Genomic DNA, 19,610 nt, shown 5'->3' on the forward strand with positions numbered 1-19,610 from the left:
TTTTGTTGGGATTTCCTGCTCTCAGGCGGGTTCTTCTTCCACCGTTTCCGACATCTCTTCCGCCGCCAGTTTCAGGCGATGGTACGAGCGGCGGGAGAAGGGGAGGATCGCGATATAGAGCAGTCCTGCGCCTGCGAGGGCGCCCCAGGGGTCCGCGACCAGAAGGGCCGCGTACAGGCCCGTTCCGAGCATCAGAGGGAGGACATAACGCGCCGGAACCTTGAAGTTCTTGAACGACCAGACCGGCAGGGTCGAGACCAGCAGCAGCCCTGTGACGATCAGACAGACGGCCGAGACGAGGGGCAGGCGGGCGAATGCGGCCAGACCTTCGGCATGGAGGCGGTCGGCTTCGAGGCCGAGGAAGACCGGGAACAGGACCAGTCCGGCTCCGGCAGGGGCCGGGACGCCCGTGAAGAAGCTGTAGGAATAGTCCGGCTTGTCGTCGTCATCGAGGCTGGCGTTGAAGCGGGCCAGACGCAGAGCCATGCAGACCGTGAACAGGATGCACGGGACGAAAGAATAGCGTCCGGCATGTTCGAGCGACCACATCAGCAGGACGAAGGACGGCGCCACGCCGAAGCAGACGAAGTCCGACAGGCTGTCGAATTCCGCGCCGAAGCGGGTGGCGCCCTTGAGGAGGCGCGCGATGCGTCCGTCCAGTCCATCGATGCAGGCTGCGATCAGCAACGCTACGGCTGCGGGTTCAAACTGGTGTTCGAGCGCAAACCGCATGCCGCTGAGCCCGGCGCAGAGGCCGAGCATTGTCATGATGTTGGGGATGAGGCGGTTGAACGACGGCCCGCGCACACGGGTGCGCGGGTTGCGGCCCATACGGCGCAGTCTGCGTCGGATGCGCCGCTTTCGGCCAGAAGCGCTCACAGGGGCGCCAATAGACTGGGCGGGTTCGCGGGTGGGTTCAACCGTCGGAGGCGTGGTCATGTATGGCGTCTGGCTCAGAGCGTCGCCAGGACAGTTTCGCCACCAACCATGGTCTGCCCCTCCACAACCAGAGGTTCGACGCCGGGTGGCAGATAGACGTCGGTGCGCGAGCCGAAGCGGATCAGGCCGAAGCGCTCGCCTGCTTCCATGCGGTCGCCTTCTTCAACGAAGCACAGGATGCGGCGTGCAATCAGGCCAGCAATCTGCACGACGCCGATATTGCGGCCATCCGGCAGCGTCAGGCGCAGTTCGTTGCGCTCGTTGTGTTCGGACGCCTTGTCGAGGCTGGCATTGAGGAATTTGCCAGCGTGATAGGCGATCTTCGTCACTTCACCGGCGGCGGGCATCCGGTTGATATGGACGTTCAGCACGGAGAGGAACGTCGAGACGCGCCAGACCGGCGTGTGTCCCATTTCCAGCGCGGGTGGCGGCGTGACGAGGGCGACGGATGTGACGCGGCCATCGGCGGACGCCAGCACCAGATCGGCGCGCGGCGGCGGGGTGCGCTTGGGATCGCGGAAGAAGTACAGGCAGAACGCCGTGAAGGCGATGCCTGCATTGCCCAGCAGGCGCGTGGCGCGCCAGGGCGTGGCCCGTCCGATCAGTCCGACGAGCGAACCGGCGAGGAGGAAGGGAGTCGCGGCGCGGTGTGGCGGCGACAGGACGAGCTTGAAGGACTGGATCAGCGACATGGAACGCACTCTTACGGCACACGGCGGGAGGGTCAAGAATTCGCCACAAAGAAGGCGTTTTTCGGGCAGGTTTTCTGCGTCAGGCAGGTTTGGGGACCTGTTGGGGAAGTGTGGCAGCCAGTTTGTCGTCGATCATGGGGATTCCAGCATAGGCATTTTTTCGGGCTGTGACGAGGTGAACGCCGCCGCATGGCAGGCGCAGTCTGTGTCCGATCTGCTCCATGATCCGTCCCTGTGTGGCGGAAAGAGCGGCGGGTGGTGCCATCAGAGCCCCCGAATGATGGTCAATCCGGAACAGGGTCTGATCGAGCAGGCGGGTCAGTTGGCGGCTGCTATAGGGAATGCCGTGGCCGAAAGGGGTGGCGTCGGTATGCGCCCAGTAGCCGGAACGGTTGGGAACGATCAGGATCAGGGTGCCGTCATCGGTGAGGGTGCGCCAGATGGCCCGGAGGAAATCCGGGGCGACACGCGTGAATTCGAGACCGTGAACCACGAGCACCGCGTCCATTGAAAGGTCGTCGAAAGGCAGGCGACCGCTCTCGACGATGCAGTCTTTCGAGGAAGGGTGCAGTGTTTTTTGCGTCTGGGCGTGAAGCAGGCGCGCGGAGACTGCGAATTCGGCACTTTCGGGAAGGTAGGGGGCTGTGTAGCCTATGCCGAGAATGCGTCGGCCCCGCATGGGGGGTATGATGCGTCGCAGGCGCTCGTTGAGGAGCAGGGCCGTGCGCTGTCCCTGTCGGCTTTCATAGAAAGTCGCGGCATCATCGGAACGGATGCGGGCCAGGGACGTCAGCATGTAGCTACCTCATCAGCAGGACAGTCCAAGGGGAACAGTCATGCCACTTGATATCAAGCCGATTCCGGTTCTGTCGGATAATTATGCCTGGCTGCTAACGACGCCAAAGGGGGAACGGGCCATCGTGGACCCCGGTGAGGCCGGGCCGATTCTTGATGAGATCGGGGAGGGGCGGCTGGACATGATCCTGCTGACTCACCATCACGCTGATCATACGGCCGGGACGGAAGCATTGCGGGAACGCTATGGCGCGCAGGTTTACGGGCCGCGCCAGAATCAGGAACGGCTGCCTCGGCTGGATCATGCTGTTGAAGATGGGGACGTTGTTTCTCTGGGAAATACGCAGATTCAGGTCTGGTTCACGCCGGGCCATGCGGTTGGGCATGTGTCATATGTCGTGGCTGAGGTTCCGGCGCTGTTCTGCGGGGATGTGTTGTTCAGTCTGGGCTGTGGGCGATTGCTGGAAGGCACGGCGCAGGAACTCTTCGACAGTCTGCATCGCTATGACAGTCTGCCGGACAGCACGCTTGTCTGTGCGGGACATGAATATACGCGCTCCAACCTTGCTTTCGCACTGCATGTCGATCCGGAGAACGCCGCTCTGAAGGCGCGGGCCGGGGAAGTCGAACGTCTTCTGGAAGCTGGACAGCCAACGCTTCCAATCACGGTGGGTGTAGAGCGCAGGACTAATCCATTTCTGCTTGCGCCGGATGTTGCGACCTTCGCGCGGCTGCGTAGAGAAAAGGATACGTTCTGACGACACAAAAAAGCCCCGCTCGAAAGAGACGGGGCTTTTTAGCATCATCAGGCCGTTACCAGCCGAAGATGATTTTCTTGAGCAGTTCGGCACCAAGGCCGACGACGACAACGCCGCCCGCCCAGATCGCCACGAACCACCCCACACGCTTCATCCAGTTCAGGAAGCCCGGTTTCTCGTCCGGCTGACCATATTCGATACGCATGGGGCTGGTCCTCTGCCGTTAGTGGTAGTGGTGTCCGGCGGACATTTTTCCGCGGAACACATAGTACGAATAGGCGGTGTAGGAGAGGATTAGCGGCAGGAGGAACATCGTGCCGACCAGCAGGAAGGTCTGGCTCTCCGGCGGAGAGGAGGCCTGCCAGATGGTGATGGTCGGTGGCACGATATAGGGCCACACATTGATGCCCAGACCGCTGAAGCACAGGAAGAACAGGCCCAGCGTTGCGATGAAGGGCAGCAGGTGCGAGCGCGGGTTGCGCAGGCCGAGGAACAGTGCCGCTGCGAGAACGACGACTGCAACCGGAACCGGCGCCACCAGAGCGAGCTGCGGCATGTCCAGCCAGTGCTGCATGTAGGTGGTGTGGAGCATTGGCGTCCAGATCGAGACGAGCGCGATCGTCACCAGCATGAGGCCGCCGAGGACAAAGGAGATCCGGCGCATTGCATCATGCAGTTCGCCTTCGCAGCGCCACAGCAGCCATGTTGCGCCAAGAAGTGCGTAACCGATGACGACGGCGAGGCCGCAGAACAGGGCGAAGGGAGTAAACCAGTCGAAGCTGGACCCAACGAACACATTGTTCTCGATTTTGATCCCCTGAACGAGCGTTCCGAGAATTACGCCCTGCATGAAGGCCGCAACGATAGATCCGCCGCAGAAGGAGCTGTCCCAGAAGAACTGGCTCATGGGCGATTCCGACTTGAAGCGGAACTCGAAAGACACGCCGCGCAGGATCAGGGCCAGCAGCATGAACAGGATCGGCAGGTAAAGGGCCGGGAGGATTGTGCCGTAGGCGACGGGGAAGACGCCATAGAGCGCGGCTCCGCCAAAGATCATCCAGGTTTCGTTGCCGTCCCAGACGGGGGCCACGGTGTTGACCATGAGATTGCGATGATCGTGATCCTTTTCCTTGAGGAAAAGGATGCCGATCCCGAGATCGAAACCATCAAGGCAGACATAGAGGAAGATGGCGGTTGCTGCGAGCAGCGCCCAGACCACCGGGAGCCAGAAGTCGGCTGTTTCTGTCATGGTTCTTACTCCGCCATGCCAGCGCCGGCCGTCGGGCCGGACGGGGGCTGATGGGAGACCTGTGTTGTACCTGCGGCACGCTGGGGCTGGTCCTCGGCGGGGCCGTGTTCGCCCGGATGGGGTTCTTCGGCGAAGGTCCGCAGCAGGATGGTAATGCCACCCATGAACACGATGAAATAGACGACGATGAAGGCAATCATCGACGTTGCGATGCTCGGCAGGGCGATCGGAGAGACGCTGTCGGCGGTCCGCATCAGGCCGTAGACGGTGAAGGGCTGACGGCCGACCTCAGTCGTGACCCAGCCACACAGCAGAGCGAGGAAGCCCGCCGGAGACATGAACAATGCGACCCGATGCAGAAGCGGCGTATCGTACAGTTTGCCTTTCCAGCGCAGATACAGCGACCACAGACCGACCAGCACCATCAACATGCCCAGGGCGACCATGATGCGGAAGGAGAAGAACAGCAGCGGAGAATAGGCGCGGTCTTCTTTCGGGAAGTCCTTCAGGCCCGGGACCTTGCCGTCGAGACTGTGCGTCAGGATCAGCGAGCCCAGATAGGGGATGGCGATCTTGTAGCGGGTCGTCTCGTTTTCCATGTCGGGAATGCCGAACAGGATTTCTGGTGCGCGGCTTTCGGATTCCCAGTCGCCTTCAAGCGCGGCGATTTTGGCGGGCTGATATTCCAGCGTGTTCAGGCCCTGCGTATCACCGGCCAGAACCTGGATCGGGGAGACGATGGCGGCCATCCACATCGCCATGGAGAACATCAGGCGGACCTGTTCGGACGCCTGACGACCTTCACGACGCGCCTTGAGCAGGTGCCATCCGGCCACGCCTGCCACGATAAACGCCACGCACAGAAAAGCTGCGAGGCCCATATGGACGATGCGGTACGGGAAAGACGGGTTGAAGACGATCTGCCACCAGTCGACGGGCAGGAAGCGGCCTGTGGCTTCGTCGATGCGATAGCCGCGGGGAGTCTGCATCCAGGAGTTGGAGGACAGGATCCAGCTCATGGAAATCAGCGTACCGATCGAGACCATGCAGGTGGCTGCGAAATGCAGGCCTTTGCCGACGCGGTTGAGGCCGAACATCATGACGCCGAGGAACCCGGCTTCAAGGAAGAACGCCGTCATGACCTCATAGGCCAGCATCGGGCCGAGGATCGGACCGGCTTTCTGGGAGAAGGCCGACCAGTTCGTTCCGAATTCGTAAGACATGACGAGGCCGGAGACCACGCCCATGCCGAAGACGACGGAAAAGACCTTCAGCCAGTATTTGAAGAGGTCCAGATAGGCGCTGCGGCCTGTCTTGAGCCAGAGGCCTTCCAGAACAGCCAGGTACGCTGCAAGACCGATTGAGAACGCCGGGAACACGATGTGAAACCCGACCGTAAACGCGAACTGGAACCGCGCCAGGAATAAAGCCGAGAGGCCAAACATTTCAGTTGCCTTCTGGAGAGATGGCGAGAGGCAGATTCCGTCAGAGGCAAGGCCGCTCCCTGCGGGATCTGACGCACGCAGAACGAGGATAACGAAGTTGTGATCGTTTCGTGTGTCGCCGTCTTTTGAACCCACAGAACGTGTTTGGCCAGAGAAAGTTCTGTGTTCCGGTGGGTTTTTTGATGAAAATCAAGCGGAAATTTCGGCCTCAGGGGGGAGGGAATGTTCCGTTGAAAAGCGTGGAAATCGCCTGTGTATCCGGGAGGATCTGGCCGTTGACGACGGGGAGCGCCACGGAAAGTGGTTGTTCGTTTTTGGGCTGTGGAACAGAAGCCTTCTCCAGCGCTTTGCGGAGGGCGGTCTGAAGGTCTGGGGCGAGGTGCGACTCTATTTCAGGCCGGTCCAGAAGGCGCGCTGCAAGCTCCTGCCAGTGGATCAGGGTCAGGGTAAGCGTGCCGGTTTGGCTTGGGAGGGTGATGCTGCCGGAAAGCGCAATGTGACTCCCTGTCGAGGCTGGGGAGGCTGAGGCGTCCTGAAGCAGGAGACGGCTATATGACGCTGGGTCAAGAAATGAGCGGTTTGTGGAAGATCCGGATGCAGTCAGGGCGAGTGCAAGATGCGCCTGATGCAGGTTGGTGGAGGCTCCATAGGGCAGTGGAAACCCGGACAGTTCTGACGCTTTTGCCTCTATGCCGAGCCGTGTTGCGCCGACGGGGGCTTCGGGAAAGCGGATGAGGCGCCCGGAGAGGTTTTTTGCGAAGATCTGCCTGTCAGGCCATCCGCCCGAGAGCGCCATCTGAAATTGTGGCGCTGAAAATCGCAGGTCTTCTGGGTTTCTGAAACGGATCAGAACACCCGACGTCAGAACAGTCAGGATTTTGTCATTCAGGACAAGCCGTATCGCCTGATGCCCCGTCAGGGAAATCGGAAGCCCTGTGCGAAGAAGGGAGGTCCATGATCCTCCAAGACGAAGATGCTCTGCGGCCCAGCCTGCATCGTAGGGCGAACCGGACGATGCTGGATGTGTGGCGTCCAGATGGTCCAGTTCCACCCATGCGCCAAACGGCCAGCCGCCTCTGCGTAACGGAGTCGCATGAACGGCCCAGCCGTTTTTGTCTGCGGTGGCGATGGCGGTGTGGGCGCTGGTCTCCAGCCGGTGGATCGTGTGATGCCAGCAGAGTGTATCGAGGAGGATCGATATTGCGAGAATGGCAATCAAGACCACAGCATATCTGCTGTAACCGACAGTAAAGAACGAACGATCCATTGAGCATCTCTTTTCGGGAGTGGCTGCGGGATTGGTCAACCCCTGTCTGTTTTATCCCCAGCCATGGAAAGTGCTTCGGGAGTGCCCGAAAATGCGTCCATAGGTCGGTTTGCCATAAAAGCCATGGCGGTTGTGCAGCAGTGAAAACCGCAGAAAACCAAAGGATATGGAGATTTTGTTAATGGTTGGATGTTGGAAGCGCGAAGTTCTTGAGAGAGCGTTGAAAGATTTCAGTTTTTTGCAGTCCGATTATGCGTTTTCCGGGTCCACAGAGTTATCCACAGGATCTCTGGGTAGGGTGTGGGTTGTGCACAGTTCGTCCCACGTGCTTTCCAGAGCCTTGGTAAAGGCCTTGCGTTCCTGTTGGGCCGCGAGAGGCTGGCCGATCACAATGTGAAGGGTGCCCGGACGTTTGAGCCAGGGGTTTCGGTCCCAGAAGAGCCCTGAATCGGTTGCGACGGGCACGACGGGAACGTTGGCCTGTCGTGCCAGAGCGACGATACCGGGCTGGATCGGATGACGTTCGCCGGGCAGCGTGCGGGTGCCTTCGGGGAAGATGATGATCTGGCGGCCCGCGTCGTGAGCGGATTTTGCATCCTGCATCATGGTGCGCAGGGCTTTTGAACCGGCTTTCCGGTCGACGGAAATCATGCCGGTCAGACGCAGCATCGGGCCCACCACGGGAATGCGCGTCAGTTCTGTTTTGATGATGTAGTCAGGGCGTTCGACGAGGGTCATCCAGATGAAGCCATCGAAGAAGGACTGGTGCTGCGAGGCGATCAGCAGCGGGCCGGGCGGCAGGTTCTCCTGACCTGTGATTTTGATTCTGACCGACGAGATCCGGGTGAAGCCGAACAGAACGGCACGCGCCCAGAGTTTTGCATAAGAGAGGGCCAGATCCTGATTTTTCATCAGGCGGATCGGGATGGTCCCAAGGCCCATGAACAGGGTGATCCAGAAGAGATAGAGATTGAACAGGACGCCGCGCAGAATGCTCATCATGGTGTTCTGCACACCAGAAAAACCTGTCTGGCACAAGGGCTGTCAGGCGCCATCCAGTCCTTCACGACCATCTGGCAGGCCTGTCAGGACGCCAATTTCGGCGCCGAGTAGTTTGTTGTACTCCCGAAACATCAGGAAGAGGGTTCTCCGTGACGGAGTTTCTTGCAGGGCGAGTGGCACCACCGGATAGGCGATGAGGTCCAGATCGGGGGCTGTGCGGTGGATTTCGAGAACGGCCCGACGAATATGATAGCCGGAGGTGACGACGAGAAGGCGGTGCAGGCGGTTGTTTTTGGCCCATTCGGCTGTTTCGTGGGCGTTGCCGATCGTGCTGGTGGCGCGGCGTCCCAGAGTGATGCGTGCGGCCAGAGGTGAGGACAGGGGTTCCTGCTGAAGATGCAGGATATGTTGCAGTGTAACATGGGGCCCAACGCCCGAAATCAACAGCAGGTGCCCGTATCCGCCTCGCAGGAGCGTAATGGCCGTATCGACGCGCTGTTCTCCGCCGGTCAGGGCGACAATGCCATCGCAGACAGTGGCGGTGACGGGAGGGCTGCTGGCGTCCTGAACGAACCAGACGAATCCCGCCAGCCAGAGACCTCCCAGCGCCAGACATGCCCGGAAGAAGCGTGTCATGGCAGGCGCCGGAGCCAGACGAGCACGACGGTCTGCGCAGTGAGCCAACCCAGACAGGCGGCGATCAGGGGCAAGGCGCCGAGTTCTTCAAGAAGCATGCGTGGCAGGACGTGCAGGGTGCTCCACCATGTCGCAATCAGAACGTCCCATGTGTTTGAGGAAGAGGCGGTGGGAGGCGCTCCATGTGAAAAGGGCGTAAGCTTCTGGGCCAGCATGGTGATGACCGGGCTCAGAAGTAGAAGGCCGACGAGCCCTCCGGCGAGACTGAGCAGTGCTGCGCGTCCGGCGATTCTGCTGGAGATGGTCAGATCTCCCGCGCCAAGAAAATGGACAATTTCGACGGATTTGCGCTGGGCCATAACGGAACGGCGGACGGTCATGCCAACTGACAGGACTGCAATGGCCGCGATGAGGCTGACGGCCAGCCACGCACAGGCGATCAGGCTGCTTCCCAGACCGTTGAGGCGCTCACCCCAGCGGCGGTCTTCCTCCACGACGGCTTCAGGCAGCACGTCATGTACGATCGTGCCCAGATCGGGCGTGCCGGTATGGGCGACAATCAGGACGGCAGGCAGAGAAAGGCCGGGAAGACCTGCGCTGTCAGACACCTGCCCCAGCCATGGTGCGAGAAGGGTCTGGACCTCTTTGATGGAGAGTTCGCGGACTGCTGTGACATCGGGCGTTTTGTTCAGGGTCTGGACTAAGGTGTGGGTGCGGTCTGCAAACTGGGGCGTGTCGGACGGAATCTCGATTGTGGTTGCGTTTCGGGCGGCACCGGACCAGCTTTCGGCAAGGGTCTGCACGCCTGCAAGTCCGGCAAGGGAGAGGCCTGCGAGCAGGGTCATGAGTGCGACGAGAAGCGGTAGGCTGCCTGAGCGCAGTCCGGGGGAGACCGGGGCACTCATGAGCGTTCTACCCGTCGGGTGGAAATTCCGTTCTGACTGTCGGTATTTGCGATCGTGCCGTCCTGAAGGATGATGGAGGCTGCCGGAGCTTCGCGGACCAAGGCCTCGTTATGGGTGGCGACGATGACGGTCGTGCCCATTTCGATCAGTTCCTGAAATGTCGCCAGAAGGCGTCTGGCCTGCGCGTCTTCGAGCGCATTGGTCGGTTCATCGGCGAGCAGGAGTTCGGGGCGGCCAATCAGGGCGCGGGCAATGGCCGTGCGCTGCTGCTCGCCGCCGGACAGCGTACCGGGGCGCTTATCGGCGAGATGGGCCACATCCAGCCATTCCAGTACGGCGAACGCCTCGCGTCTGGTGTCGCGCTCGGAAGCGCCGCGCAGTCTGAGCGGGAGAGCCACATTGTCGAACACCGTCCATTCCCCGATCAGGCGATAGTCCTGAGGAACAAACCCGATTCTTCGGCGCAGGTTTCGCAGCGTTGCCCGGCTGGCGTGGCTGACGGACACGCCGAGCAGGTCCATCTGACCGGCGGATGGGCGTGTTTCGAGTGTGAGGAGGCGCAGAAGACTCGACTTGCCAGCACCGGATGGTCCGAGCAGCCAGCGGAACTCTCCCTGCGGCACGGAAAGCGTCAGGTTTCGCAAGACCGGCTGCCCTACGCCGGGAGGCATCATCGAGACATTCAGGAGGCGGATCATGATGCTTTCATTGAAAACTGGAGTAATTTATTAACCATTTAATAACGATCATTTTGTCATAACAGACAAGTACACGGATCAGGCTAGGCCGGATCGGAGCCGGCTGTCGAAGGGATTGATTGAATGCGCATCGAATGCCCCCACTGTCATGCGGTCTTTGAGGTACCGGAGGCGATGGCAAAAGGGGTTAAGCGTCTGCGCTGCGCCAATTGTGGAGACAGTTGGGAAATGACCGCCCCTGCCGCAGCGGTGGTGCAGGAATCTGTTCCCGAAGCCGCGACGGCTGTTTTTGAAGTTCCGGAAGAGGAAAGCGACAGCAAGCCTGATGTGGTGGACGCCCCTTCGCCTGTCTCGGAAGGAACATTCCGGGCGACTGGGGCGATGGCGGGACGAAACGCTGAGCGCCGTTCGGCGGTTCTGCATTCCCGTTCGGCTGGTGACGTGCAGGCACGGGCTGAACAGGCTGGTCCGTCGATGATCGGGTCTACCGGTCTTTGGGTTGCGGCCTGGGGGGCCAGCCTTGTGCTGGCGGGCTCCGGAATTGCGGCGTTGTGGTATTGCAAGGGCGCGGGTGTATTTGGTTTTCTTCCGGGGATCGGACATTTTTCCTGAACCCCGGTTCGGGCCGCCCCGGGGATCTTACATATTGCGGGCGGCGAGGGCAGAGAGTGTGGCGCCGATGGCGGCTACGGCCATGAGCAGGATGCCGTCGAAAATAAGGGAACCCGGCGTGATGAGGTGGCTGCCGATCTGAAGATGGGTCGGAAGGGTTCCGGCGACGTGATTCATGACATCGCGGGCCTGCGGGTCGGCACTGGCCGCGCTGGTTGTGATCGCATTGACGATGTGCGGAAGAATATACCAGCCCAAACCCAGAATCAGCAGGAGAGGCGCCATGAGTTCGGCAATCTGCTGGGCCAGATAGAAGGCAAAATAGCAGACGGACCATACGCCCATCCGGATCATAGACGATGTTGTGAGCGATGACTCGCTCCGGCTTCTGCTACCGAGGAGACGGTCCGTGATATGGGGCGGGGGCTGCATGTCCATGAGATATGGCTTCCAGTGGTCCGGCAACGGGAGTTAGTGTTCGTCCCTGAAAGCGGACGAATGGTTCACTTCGGACTAGCTGCAAGAGATCGCCAATGCAAACTTTCCCGTGCCGTCATGCCTTTTCCTGAGTTCGAGATGCCGATGGTGACGTCGAACATGCCCCGGGTCGTTCTGGTGGAGCCTGACTGCGACCATGCCCGGCAGATTGCCCGGATTCTGGTCAATGAAGGCTTTGCGCTCACCTGCGCGACCAGCGGCGAGGAAGGTTTGGGCACGATCGAGGATACGATGCCTGATCTGGTCGTGGCCTGTACCGAACTGCCGGGGATGAGCGGAGGACAGCTTGCGCGGCGATTGCGGCTGGATGCGCTGACCCGCAACATTCCGATCCTGATGCTCACGGAAGATGCATCGCCGGGTGTGGAGCGTGAGGGGCTGGAGAGCGGGGCTGACGCTTATATATCCAAATCGGCTCATCCTGACCTGATGGTCCTGCGGATGCGGGCGCTGTTGCGAGAAGGGCCTGAGCTTCTTCAGGTGGATGAAGCATCCCGGTTGCGGCGGGCACGGATCGTGATCGTCAATTCTCCACGGGAGGAGGAAGACGAAGACGATACGGTCGAGGAGGCGCCCGAAACGACGTTGGGAGAGTTGCTCTGGCGTGACGGGCATACCGTGACATCTATTGAGCGTTCGGACGACCTGATCGAAGGCGGATGGCTGCGGGGGGCCGACAGTCCGGACTGTCTTGTGCTGGAACTCGGGAGCGGAGACGAGGATCTGAAATTCTGCCGTCTGCTGGATGCGCGGCGGCAGGCTGTTCTGGAGGCCGGTGGCATTCCGTTCCGGACACTGGGGATCGTGGAGGCGTCACGGTTCAGGCGGCAGTCTTCCGGGGAGTTTTTTGAGGCCGGAATCGATGATCTGGTGCCGAGCGATATCGCGCTTGAAGCTCTTGCAATGCGAATCCGAACACTGGCCCAGCGCAGAATGGCGCAAGACGAGTTCCGCCAGCAGGAAATCGAGCGTCAGCAGAACGCGCTGACACTGGAGGCCGCGCGAGCCAAGGCGGAAATGGCCGAAGCGCTGGCGCAGGCCAACATGGAACTTGCGCGTACGAACGAGCGGCTTCTTCAGGCGCAGTCCAAGCTTGTGCAGACGGCAAAAATGGCCTCGCTGGGCGAACTGGTGGCGGGGATCGCGCATGAGATCAACAACCCGCTGGCCTTCACGATTGCCCATGCCGATACGGTGGCGCGGACGTTGAAGCGGTTGCAGGGTGTCAATGCGTCTGACGAGGCAATCTCGCTGACGAAAAAAGGTATGTCGCGTCTGGACTCCATGAAGCTCGGCTTGCAGCGGATTCAAAATCTGGTGCTGAGCCTGAGGCGGTTTTCACGTCTGGATGAAAGCTCGTTCCAGAAGGTCGATGTTCCGGCCGCGCTGGACACGGCGCTGGCTTTGCTGGCCCATAAACTGGGGCCAGGGATTGTGGTTCGAAAGGACCTTCAGGCGCCGCCTGAACTGGTCTGTCAGCCGGCTTTTCTCAATCAGGTTGTCATGAACATCATTTCCAATGCGGCGGATGCGCTCGCGGATCTGTCCGTGGATAGTGAGGTGGTGCGCGGGACGATCGTTATCGCCTCGCGTCTGGAGAACGGGCGTTATGAAATGAGTGTGAGTGATGACGGGCCGGGTCTGCCGTATGAATTGCGGACACGGATCTTTGACCCGTTTTTCACGACCAAACCTGTGGGAACAGGGACGGGGCTGGGACTGGCCATTGCCTATAGTGTCATGGAGGCGCATGACGGGACGATTGAAGTAACGGACGCCAATCTGCCGGGCGGGCATGGCATCGGAGCCTGTTTCCGGCTGAGTCTGCCCGTTCGCATGACCGAGGAGGGGCCGGTGGCGACTGGCCGCGCAGCATGACTTTCTGGAGCGCAAAGGGACCGTCGCGTCCTCTGATTCTGCTGGTGGATGATGAGGAGGAGATCCTCGTTGCCCTGACGGATCTGCTGGAAGACCAGTATGAAATCCTGTCCACGACGGACCCACTGCGGGCGCTGGATCTGCTGCGGGAACATCGGGATGTTGCGACCATCATTTCCGACCAGCGGATGCCGGGCCTGACCGGGGACCAGTTGTTGATGCAGGCGCGGGCATTTTCGGACGCGCGCAGTATTCTGCTGACGGGATATGCAGATCTGGAGGCCGTCGTATCGGCGCTGAATCAGGGGCAGGTACAGGCTTATGTGCACAAGCCTTGGGATTCGGATGCGCTGAGGTCACTGGTTGGGGAAGTCACGCAGCATTGTCTGGCGCAGCGGGCGTTGCGCACCGAGCAGGCTCTGCTGCGGGGATTGATGGAAGCGTTGCCGATCGGGCTGGTTTTTTCTGATCGCGACGGCCGATGTATCCGCAGCAATGTGCGTGATGAATCCGAAAGTGGTGCCGAAACCGAGCAGGCCCATTTTCCGGAAAATCTGTGGCCTGACGTGGAAGCTATGCGAGAGAGCGTCCGCAGGTCTGGGCAGGAAGAGCGTCTGGTTGGGGAAGTTCTTGCGCAGGAGGATGGCAAGACGTCCATGCGCTGGCATGAACTGACGCGTCTGGCGCTGGCATGGCCGGAAGGTGTGGCTTCGGAAGATGCCTGGCAGGTCAGTATGGACCGGGATGTGACATCGCGTGTTGCCATGGAATCGCGGCTGCGACAGGCGGAAAAGCTTCAGTCTCTTGGGACGCTGGCAGGAGGGATCGCTCATGATTTCAATAATCTGCTCGCCGCGATTTCCGGGTCTCTCGAACTGCTGGAAGATATTGCCGATCTTGACGAGGCGTCTTTAACGCTGCTGCGCAATGCTGCTGACTCAGCGCAGCGTGGAGCAGTTCTGACACGACGGCTGCTTCAGTTCGGACGTCCGCGTGAGGCGCGTCTGTCGGCGGTGTCGCTGGAGCAGCTTTTGCCCGGTTTGACGGACCTTCTGCGTCAGAGTCTCAAAAAACGGGGTGCGCCTGCGGTGGCGTCACCTTGTGCGCTGTGCGTTGAAGACCTCCCGCAGGATCTGCCTTTGGTGTGGTCGGATGCCGATCAGCTTGAAATGGCCCTGTTGAATCTGTGTGTGAATGCACGCGATGCCATGGCGGAGGGTGGAACGGTGCGGATCAGCGCGCGGATTGTGACACAAAAGCGGACGGACCTGCCTGCCGAGTGTTGTCCCGATCGGGCGGTGGCGCTGGACGTCGTGGATGAAGGCGCGGGCATGACGCAGGACATTGCGGCGAGAATTTTTGATCCGTTCTTTACGACCAAGGATGTCGGGCGCGGGACAGGGCTGGGCCTGTCGAGCGTGTATGGGTTCCTCAGCCGCAGTTATGGGGAGATCGTTGTCGACAGTGTCGTGGGTGAGGGAACGCGCATGACGCTGATTCTGCCTGTGGCACAGAGCGGGCAGCAACCGGGTCGTCAGCCTGAACGTCCCGGCGGGAGTGTCGGGCGGTCGCTGAAGGTTCTGGTTCTGGATGATGAAGCGCCGGTACGGATGGTGACATCCGGTTTCCTTACACAGGACGGACATAAGGTGACGGCTGTTTCTTCGCTGGAAGAGGCGTTGAACTCTGGTGATGCGGCAGCTCCGTTTGATCTGGCGATCGTCGATATGCGGATGCCTGATCATGATGGGCTGACCTGTGCGACAGCGTTACAGAAAGCGGTGTCGGGATTGAAGGTGTTGTTTATCAGCGGACATACAGATGATATGCCGACGCCTGAAAACGGTCTGCTTCTGCCAAAGCCTTTTACACAGGACGCCTTGCACAGAGCCGTTGCCGAAACCATGCGTCACGGCAGCGGAAGTACGGACTGAAGCCTGTAACGGAGATTGTGACGCGTGAGTGATGCCTATCTTGTTCCCCCGGAAGACACGGCTGCTGCTGCCATTGAGGAGATCGAGGCTGAACTGAGTCTGTTTGACGACTGGATGGAGCGTTATCAGTACATCATCGAGATGGGACGCAAGCTGCCGCCATTTCCGGAAGACTGGCAGGATGATGCTCATCGTGTTCCGGGCTGTCAGAGTCAGGTCTGGCTTGAAGCGGTTGAACGCGACGGGAAGCTGTTTTTTGCTGGTGCCTCCGATGCTGCGATCGTTCAGGGGCTCGTGGCGCTGCTGCTGAGGGTTTACTCAGGCCGATCCAGCGCAGAAATCCTTGGGACAAGTCCGGTATTTTTGCACGAGATGGGGCTGGTCAAAGCGCTTTCGACAAATCGCGGCAACGGGGTAGAAGCCATGGCGCAGGCTATTCAGAAGCGGGCCGCCCTTCAGGCGTAAAAAATCCCCGTTGGCTGGAGCCTTCGGGGATGTGAAATGTTACTTCGGCGCTGTTGCGGGAGCCGTGCTGCTGGCAGGTGCAGGGCATTTGGTGAACTTGCCTTTTGCGTCCCGGCAGGGCTTTGGCTTCGGAGGGGCTTCACATTTTGTGAACTTCCCCTTTTCGTCACGACACGGCTTGGCGTGAGCCATCTGGGCACCGAGGGCCATAACGGCGAAAGCGGCAACGGACAGGCGGCGGAATGACATGATGCTGGTCTCCAGAGGGGGCCGGGTCGTGGACGCCGCGCCCCGGTTTGGCGGAAATCATGCAATAGGTTGCGGGCGGGACGCAAGTTTCGTCACTGCCCCTAAAATCAGCGAAATCCCTGTTGGTCTACCGGGTGGGAGGCATCCCAGTCGATGCTGCCGTGATACTGCGCTGAGACGGGCTGCCCGTCCTTCAGGGCTGGGTAGTATCTTGCGAGACCGTAATAGGCGAGCGATGCGCGTTGCAGGATGGCGGGACCGTCGCTGGCGGTGCAGTCATGGGCGATCCCGATCTGATCGATCTGGCATGTGACGGTGATATGTGCCCCGATGGCGGCAACATCTGCGGCTTCCGGATAATGAGGGGGGGCAGAGTGCATTTTATCGAGCAACGGATGTGTCAGGTCGGCGGACGTGTGGAAAGTGTACGTGTACTCCCACGTGCTTTGGACGGCTTTGCCATTCTCGTAAGCAGGCAGGAATTTTGAGCTATAGGCCAGATTTTCGGCGGCGAGTGCGAAGTCCGGCTGTGATGCGGTTGTCTCGCACTCTGTGGGAAAGCCCGCAGCACTGATGGTGCAGCGGATATGCGCCGTCCCATTTTGGCGTTGTTCGAGTTCCGCCGGGGGGTAGATGAGCCTGCCGTGATGATGTGGGTCGAGCATGGCACCGAGGGGGCGCTCCTCGGCATGCACTGCCATTATCGTGCTGAGAACTGCAGCCGTTATCGCGAGTGCGGGGCGGATGGCGGGCAATGTCATGGCATGTCTCTTGTCTACGACCAGAATATTACCATATGTAACGAACGGTTCTCTGGCCAGCCAGCTGCCATCAAAAAAGGGGAGATGCCGGATGGCACCTCCCCTTTTTCATGACCTGTATGGTCCTGTCAGATCATTTCTGATCGGGCAGGGCGTAGGCAATGATGTCGTCGCCCATGCGGGTCGGGAACGAATTGTGTCCGCCAGCATAGGTTACGATGTACTGCTTGCCGTTGATGGCATAGGTCATCGGGGTGTTCTGGGCACCAGCCGGCAGACGATCCTGCCAGAGGACCTTGCCCGTCGTCAGGTTGTAAGCCCGGATGTAGTAATCCATGGACGATGTCAGGATACCGATGTTGCCAGCCGTGGAGAGCGGGCCACCAAGGCTCGGGACACCGATCTTGATCGGCGGGAGCGGGATTGGCAGAGAGCTGCCATACATCGAGTCACGCAGGGTACCGTTGCGGTGCTGCCAGACGACCTTGTTGGTCTTCAGGTCAATACCGGCGACATAGCCCCAGGGCGGCGTGCGGCAGGGCATCTTGATGCCGAGCGGCAGCAGCACCGGATCCAGGAACGGATGCAAGTTGACGGCATAAGGGATGCCATAGTTGTGCTGAAGGCCGGTTTCGCCGCCCGTGCCCTTGGCGTTTTCGTCAGGCCAGAGCGGGTTGCCCGGTCCGCGAGGAACCAGCTGGGAGACGAACGGCAGGGAAATCGGGTTGGCGAAAGCCACCTGACGCTGCGGATCGACGGCCAGACCGCCCCATTCAAACATTCCCAGATCGCCCGGGAAGATGAGCGAGCCCTGAAGCGACGGTGGCGTGAAGGGGCCCTCGTAGCGCAGGCTGTGGAAATAGATGCTGCAGAACATCTGGTCGAAGATCGTGCCGCCCCAGATATCGGAGTCGTTCAGCGGGTTCTTCGGACGCAGGGTCAGCTTGGACATCCGCTGTGTCGGGTTGGTGTAATCGCCAGGAGCAGCGCCGCCGGGAACCGGGGTTTCCGGAGCTGCGACAATTTCCTTGCCGGTGCGACGGTCGAGGACGAAGATATCGCCGGTCTTGGTCGGGATATACATGGCCGGAACAAGTGTGCCGTCCTTTTGCGTAATATCCACGAGGCTCGGCTGGGACGGAACGTCCATGTCCCACAGATCGTGATGAACCGTCTGGTAGAACCAGGCGAGCTTGCCCGTGTCTGCGTTCAGCGCGACGATGCCCGGAGCAAAACGCTCGGAATCCTTCGTGCGATACCCGCCCCACTGGTCGGGAGTGCCCACGCCCATCGGAATGTAAACGAGGTTCAGGTTCTTGTCGTAGGACGACACGATCCAGGAGTTCGGAGAATTCGGATGGAAGACGGGATGGTTTTCATCCGGAAGCTGGTTCGGGTCGGAGTTCGAGGCGTCGAAGACCCAGACGCGCTTGCCGGTATAGACGTCGAATGCCTGCGTGGCGCCCGAAGCCTGCTTGATCGAACCGTTATCGGTGATCGCACTGTTGGCGATGATTAGCTTGTCCGCAATGACCGGCGGGGACGTCGGCTCGTACTGGCCGGGCGTCGTGTAGGGCTGGTTCGGAACACGCAGATCGATTTCGCCATTGGTGCCGAAGCCCGAGCAGGTCTTGCCCGTGTCCGCGTCGACTTCAACCAGACGGCCGTCGTTAACCGGCAGGATGATGCGCTTGGCGCAGTCCGTCGGGGCGGGGTTGCCATCGGAATCGGTCGCATTGGCCGGGGTTTCGTGGAAGCTGACGCCACGGCAGGTCAGATGCTGGAAGCCGGGATTGATCTGGAGTTTCGGATCATAAACCCATTTGACGTTGCCGGTCGCGCCGTCGATCGCAAACAGCTTCTGGTGCAGAGAGCACATGTAAAGCGTGTTGTTGAATTCGATCGGGGTGGCTTCGTTCGTTGCTTCGCCCGGGTCGTTTGGCGTCATCATATCGTGCGTATGAATATGCCATGCGACCTTGAGGTTGCTGACGTTCGATGCATTGACCTGATTCAACGGGGACCAGCGGTCACCGGCCTGCGTACGGCCGTAAGCGTGCCATTCGCTGGCCGGGACGTTGTCCGGGTCGACGGGGGAGGCATTTGCGATCTGCGTCGGCAGTTCGCCGCTGATGTCGTGCGGGTCCGTGAAGAGGCTGGCGAACAGGGCCAGCACCGCAACGCCAACGGCGCCTGCGAGCGGCAGAATGGTCGTGCGCGTTCCGCCGATCTGGCGGGAGACGAACGGCAGCAGCAGCCAGATGCCGAGGATGATGACGATGTCCGAACGCGGGATCAGGGCCCAGATGTCGAGACCGACAACTGTGAGTTCCCAGATGACCGTTGCGAAAACGACGACTGCAAAGAGGTACAGTGCAGCCGGATTGCGTCGGAATGAGAGGAAAGCCGTGGCAAGAAGTGCCAGGCCAAGGAGGACGTAATAGAGTGGGCCGCCGATAGCGGCGACCCAAGCGCCGCCTACGGTAAGGATCGCGCCGCAAAGCGCGAAGACCGCGGCCGTTATCAGGGCCCAGAGCCCTGGCCGGGATGATGTGCTCATGATGTTCCTGAAGATGTTGTTCTGGTGCAGCACGGTGACTTCCGGACAAAGCACATGGAAGGATATCAAGGGTCAAGATGTCAGAAGGTTCACTTTGCTCACGTCACTGTGAGGACATTCACGTCGTCGTGACTTGAGGAAAGGGACCACTTATGATTGAGCGTTCAAGAAAATAATGCGCTTGCAGAATACTTTGGCCTCCGATAAGGACACCGCTTCCGCGCACGCGTCCGGGCCACGAGTGGCATGCCCGGCCGTGCAGAGTCC

At 60.3% G+C, this 19,610-nt stretch carries 20 protein-coding genes and 1 pseudogene; 6 read left to right on the forward strand and 15 right to left on the reverse strand.

The features are described 5' to 3' along the window. Positions 1-21: 21 nt before the first annotated feature. From HKD28_RS09075 to HKD28_RS09085, 3 genes are all read right to left on the reverse strand, one after another. A complete protein-coding gene (locus HKD28_RS09075) occupies positions 22-939 on the reverse strand; it encodes a CDP-alcohol phosphatidyltransferase family protein (RefSeq protein WP_194267982.1) in 918 nt (305 codons plus the stop codon). A 14-nt stretch (positions 940-953) separates the two neighbouring features. Beyond that, on the reverse strand, positions 954-1,631 hold the full coding sequence (locus tag HKD28_RS09080) for a phosphatidylserine decarboxylase (RefSeq protein WP_099286851.1): 678 nt from the start codon (positions 1,629-1,631) through the stop codon (positions 954-956). 79 nt (positions 1,632-1,710) lie between these two features. Further along, positions 1,711-2,427, reverse strand: coding sequence for a methyltransferase domain-containing protein (locus tag HKD28_RS09085; protein ID WP_194267983.1), 717 nt, complete (start codon positions 2,425-2,427; stop codon positions 1,711-1,713). A 40-nt stretch (positions 2,428-2,467) separates the two neighbouring features. On the opposite strand from HKD28_RS09085, the gene gloB reads away from it, so the two are divergent. Further along, a complete protein-coding gene (gene gloB, locus HKD28_RS09090; RefSeq protein ID WP_194267984.1) occupies positions 2,468-3,184 on the forward strand; it encodes a hydroxyacylglutathione hydrolase in 717 nt (238 codons plus the stop codon). Positions 3,185-3,239: 55 nt separating this feature from the next. On the opposite strand, the gene HKD28_RS09095 is transcribed toward gloB, so the two are convergent. From HKD28_RS09095 to HKD28_RS09130, 8 genes are all read right to left on the reverse strand, one after another. Next, positions 3,240-3,389 carry a DUF2474 domain-containing protein gene (locus HKD28_RS09095; RefSeq protein ID WP_146859847.1) on the reverse strand — a complete coding sequence of 50 codons (150 nt, stop codon included), beginning with the start codon at positions 3,387-3,389 and terminating at the stop codon, positions 3,240-3,242. A gap of 18 nt (positions 3,390-3,407) precedes the next feature. Continuing rightward, a complete protein-coding gene (gene cydB, locus HKD28_RS09100) occupies positions 3,408-4,433 on the reverse strand; it encodes a cytochrome d ubiquinol oxidase subunit II (protein WP_194267985.1) in 1,026 nt (341 codons plus the stop codon). Positions 4,434-4,438: 5 nt separating this feature from the next. Continuing rightward, positions 4,439-5,878, reverse strand: coding sequence for a cytochrome ubiquinol oxidase subunit I (locus HKD28_RS09105; protein ID WP_194267986.1), 1,440 nt, complete (start codon positions 5,876-5,878; stop codon positions 4,439-4,441). A gap of 208 nt (positions 5,879-6,086) precedes the next feature. Continuing rightward, positions 6,087-7,145, reverse strand: a complete 1,059-nt coding sequence (locus tag HKD28_RS09110) for a DUF2125 domain-containing protein (protein ID WP_194267987.1) — start codon at positions 7,143-7,145, stop codon at positions 6,087-6,089. 249 nt (positions 7,146-7,394) lie between these two features. Continuing rightward, positions 7,395-8,144, reverse strand: coding sequence for a lysophospholipid acyltransferase family protein (locus HKD28_RS09115; RefSeq protein ID WP_194268034.1), 750 nt, complete (start codon positions 8,142-8,144; stop codon positions 7,395-7,397). 45 nt (positions 8,145-8,189) lie between these two features. Further along, positions 8,190-8,783 (reverse strand): YdcF family protein, encoded by a 594-nt coding sequence (locus tag HKD28_RS09120; protein ID WP_194267988.1) that lies wholly within the window; start codon positions 8,781-8,783, stop codon positions 8,190-8,192. Further along, entirely contained in the window at positions 8,780-9,688 is a 909-nt protein-coding gene (locus HKD28_RS09125; RefSeq protein WP_194267989.1) for a cell division protein FtsX, read from the reverse strand. Before HKD28_RS09125 ends, HKD28_RS09120 begins: the two co-directional genes overlap by 4 nt. Then, positions 9,685-10,386, reverse strand: a complete 702-nt coding sequence (locus tag HKD28_RS09130; protein WP_194267990.1) for a cell division ATP-binding protein FtsE — start codon at positions 10,384-10,386, stop codon at positions 9,685-9,687. The genes HKD28_RS09125 and HKD28_RS09130 overlap by 4 nt, the downstream gene beginning before the upstream one ends. Before the next feature lie 123 nt (positions 10,387-10,509). On the opposite strand from HKD28_RS09130, the pseudogene HKD28_RS15900 reads away from it, so the two are divergent. Beyond that, a pseudogene (locus tag HKD28_RS15900) lies at positions 10,510-10,602 on the forward strand (zinc-ribbon domain-containing protein); the annotation flags it as partial. Between the two features lie 12 nt (positions 10,603-10,614). Then, the gene (locus HKD28_RS09135; protein WP_235993396.1) at positions 10,615-10,998 is read left to right on the forward strand and encodes a hypothetical protein; all 384 of its coding nucleotides are present in this window, start codon (positions 10,615-10,617) and stop codon (positions 10,996-10,998) included. Between the two features lie 27 nt (positions 10,999-11,025). On the opposite strand, the gene HKD28_RS09140 is transcribed toward HKD28_RS09135, so the two are convergent. Continuing rightward, positions 11,026-11,436: a hypothetical protein gene (locus tag HKD28_RS09140; protein WP_099286841.1), complete on the reverse strand. Its 411-nt coding sequence runs from the start codon at positions 11,434-11,436 to the stop codon at positions 11,026-11,028. Positions 11,437-11,553: 117 nt separating this feature from the next. Here HKD28_RS09140 and HKD28_RS09145 point away from each other — a divergent pair, with 117 nt between their 5' ends. Genes HKD28_RS09145 through HKD28_RS09155 form a run of 3 tightly spaced genes read left to right on the forward strand, consistent with a single transcriptional unit; the run spans position 11,554 to position 15,773 of the window. Then, positions 11,554-13,374, forward strand: coding sequence for an ATP-binding protein (locus HKD28_RS09145; RefSeq protein ID WP_235993385.1), 1,821 nt, complete (start codon positions 11,554-11,556; stop codon positions 13,372-13,374). After that, positions 13,371-15,308: an ATP-binding response regulator gene (locus HKD28_RS09150; protein ID WP_194267992.1), complete on the forward strand. Its 1,938-nt coding sequence runs from the start codon at positions 13,371-13,373 to the stop codon at positions 15,306-15,308. The genes HKD28_RS09145 and HKD28_RS09150 overlap by 4 nt, the downstream gene beginning before the upstream one ends. Positions 15,309-15,332: 24 nt before the next feature. Further along, on the forward strand, positions 15,333-15,773 hold the full coding sequence (locus HKD28_RS09155; RefSeq protein ID WP_194267993.1) for a SufE family protein: 441 nt from the start codon (positions 15,333-15,335) through the stop codon (positions 15,771-15,773). Positions 15,774-15,812: 39 nt separating this feature from the next. Here HKD28_RS09155 and HKD28_RS09160 read toward each other — a convergent pair whose 3' ends face one another. The 3 genes from HKD28_RS09160 to HKD28_RS09170 form a co-directional block, all read right to left on the reverse strand. Continuing rightward, entirely contained in the window at positions 15,813-16,022 is a 210-nt protein-coding gene (locus HKD28_RS09160) for a hypothetical protein (RefSeq protein WP_194262370.1), read from the reverse strand. A gap of 107 nt (positions 16,023-16,129) precedes the next feature. Continuing rightward, on the reverse strand, positions 16,130-16,783 hold the full coding sequence (locus tag HKD28_RS09165) for an energy transducer TonB (protein ID WP_235993386.1): 654 nt from the start codon (positions 16,781-16,783) through the stop codon (positions 16,130-16,132). A 133-nt stretch (positions 16,784-16,916) separates the two neighbouring features. Next, entirely contained in the window at positions 16,917-19,343 is a 2,427-nt protein-coding gene (locus HKD28_RS09170; RefSeq protein WP_194267994.1) for a glucose/quinate/shikimate family membrane-bound PQQ-dependent dehydrogenase, read from the reverse strand. Positions 19,344-19,610 lie beyond the last annotated feature (267 nt).

Source organism: Gluconobacter cadivus (assembly GCF_015244745.1).
Classification (GTDB): Bacteria; Pseudomonadota; Alphaproteobacteria; order Acetobacterales; family Acetobacteraceae; genus Gluconobacter; species Gluconobacter cadivus.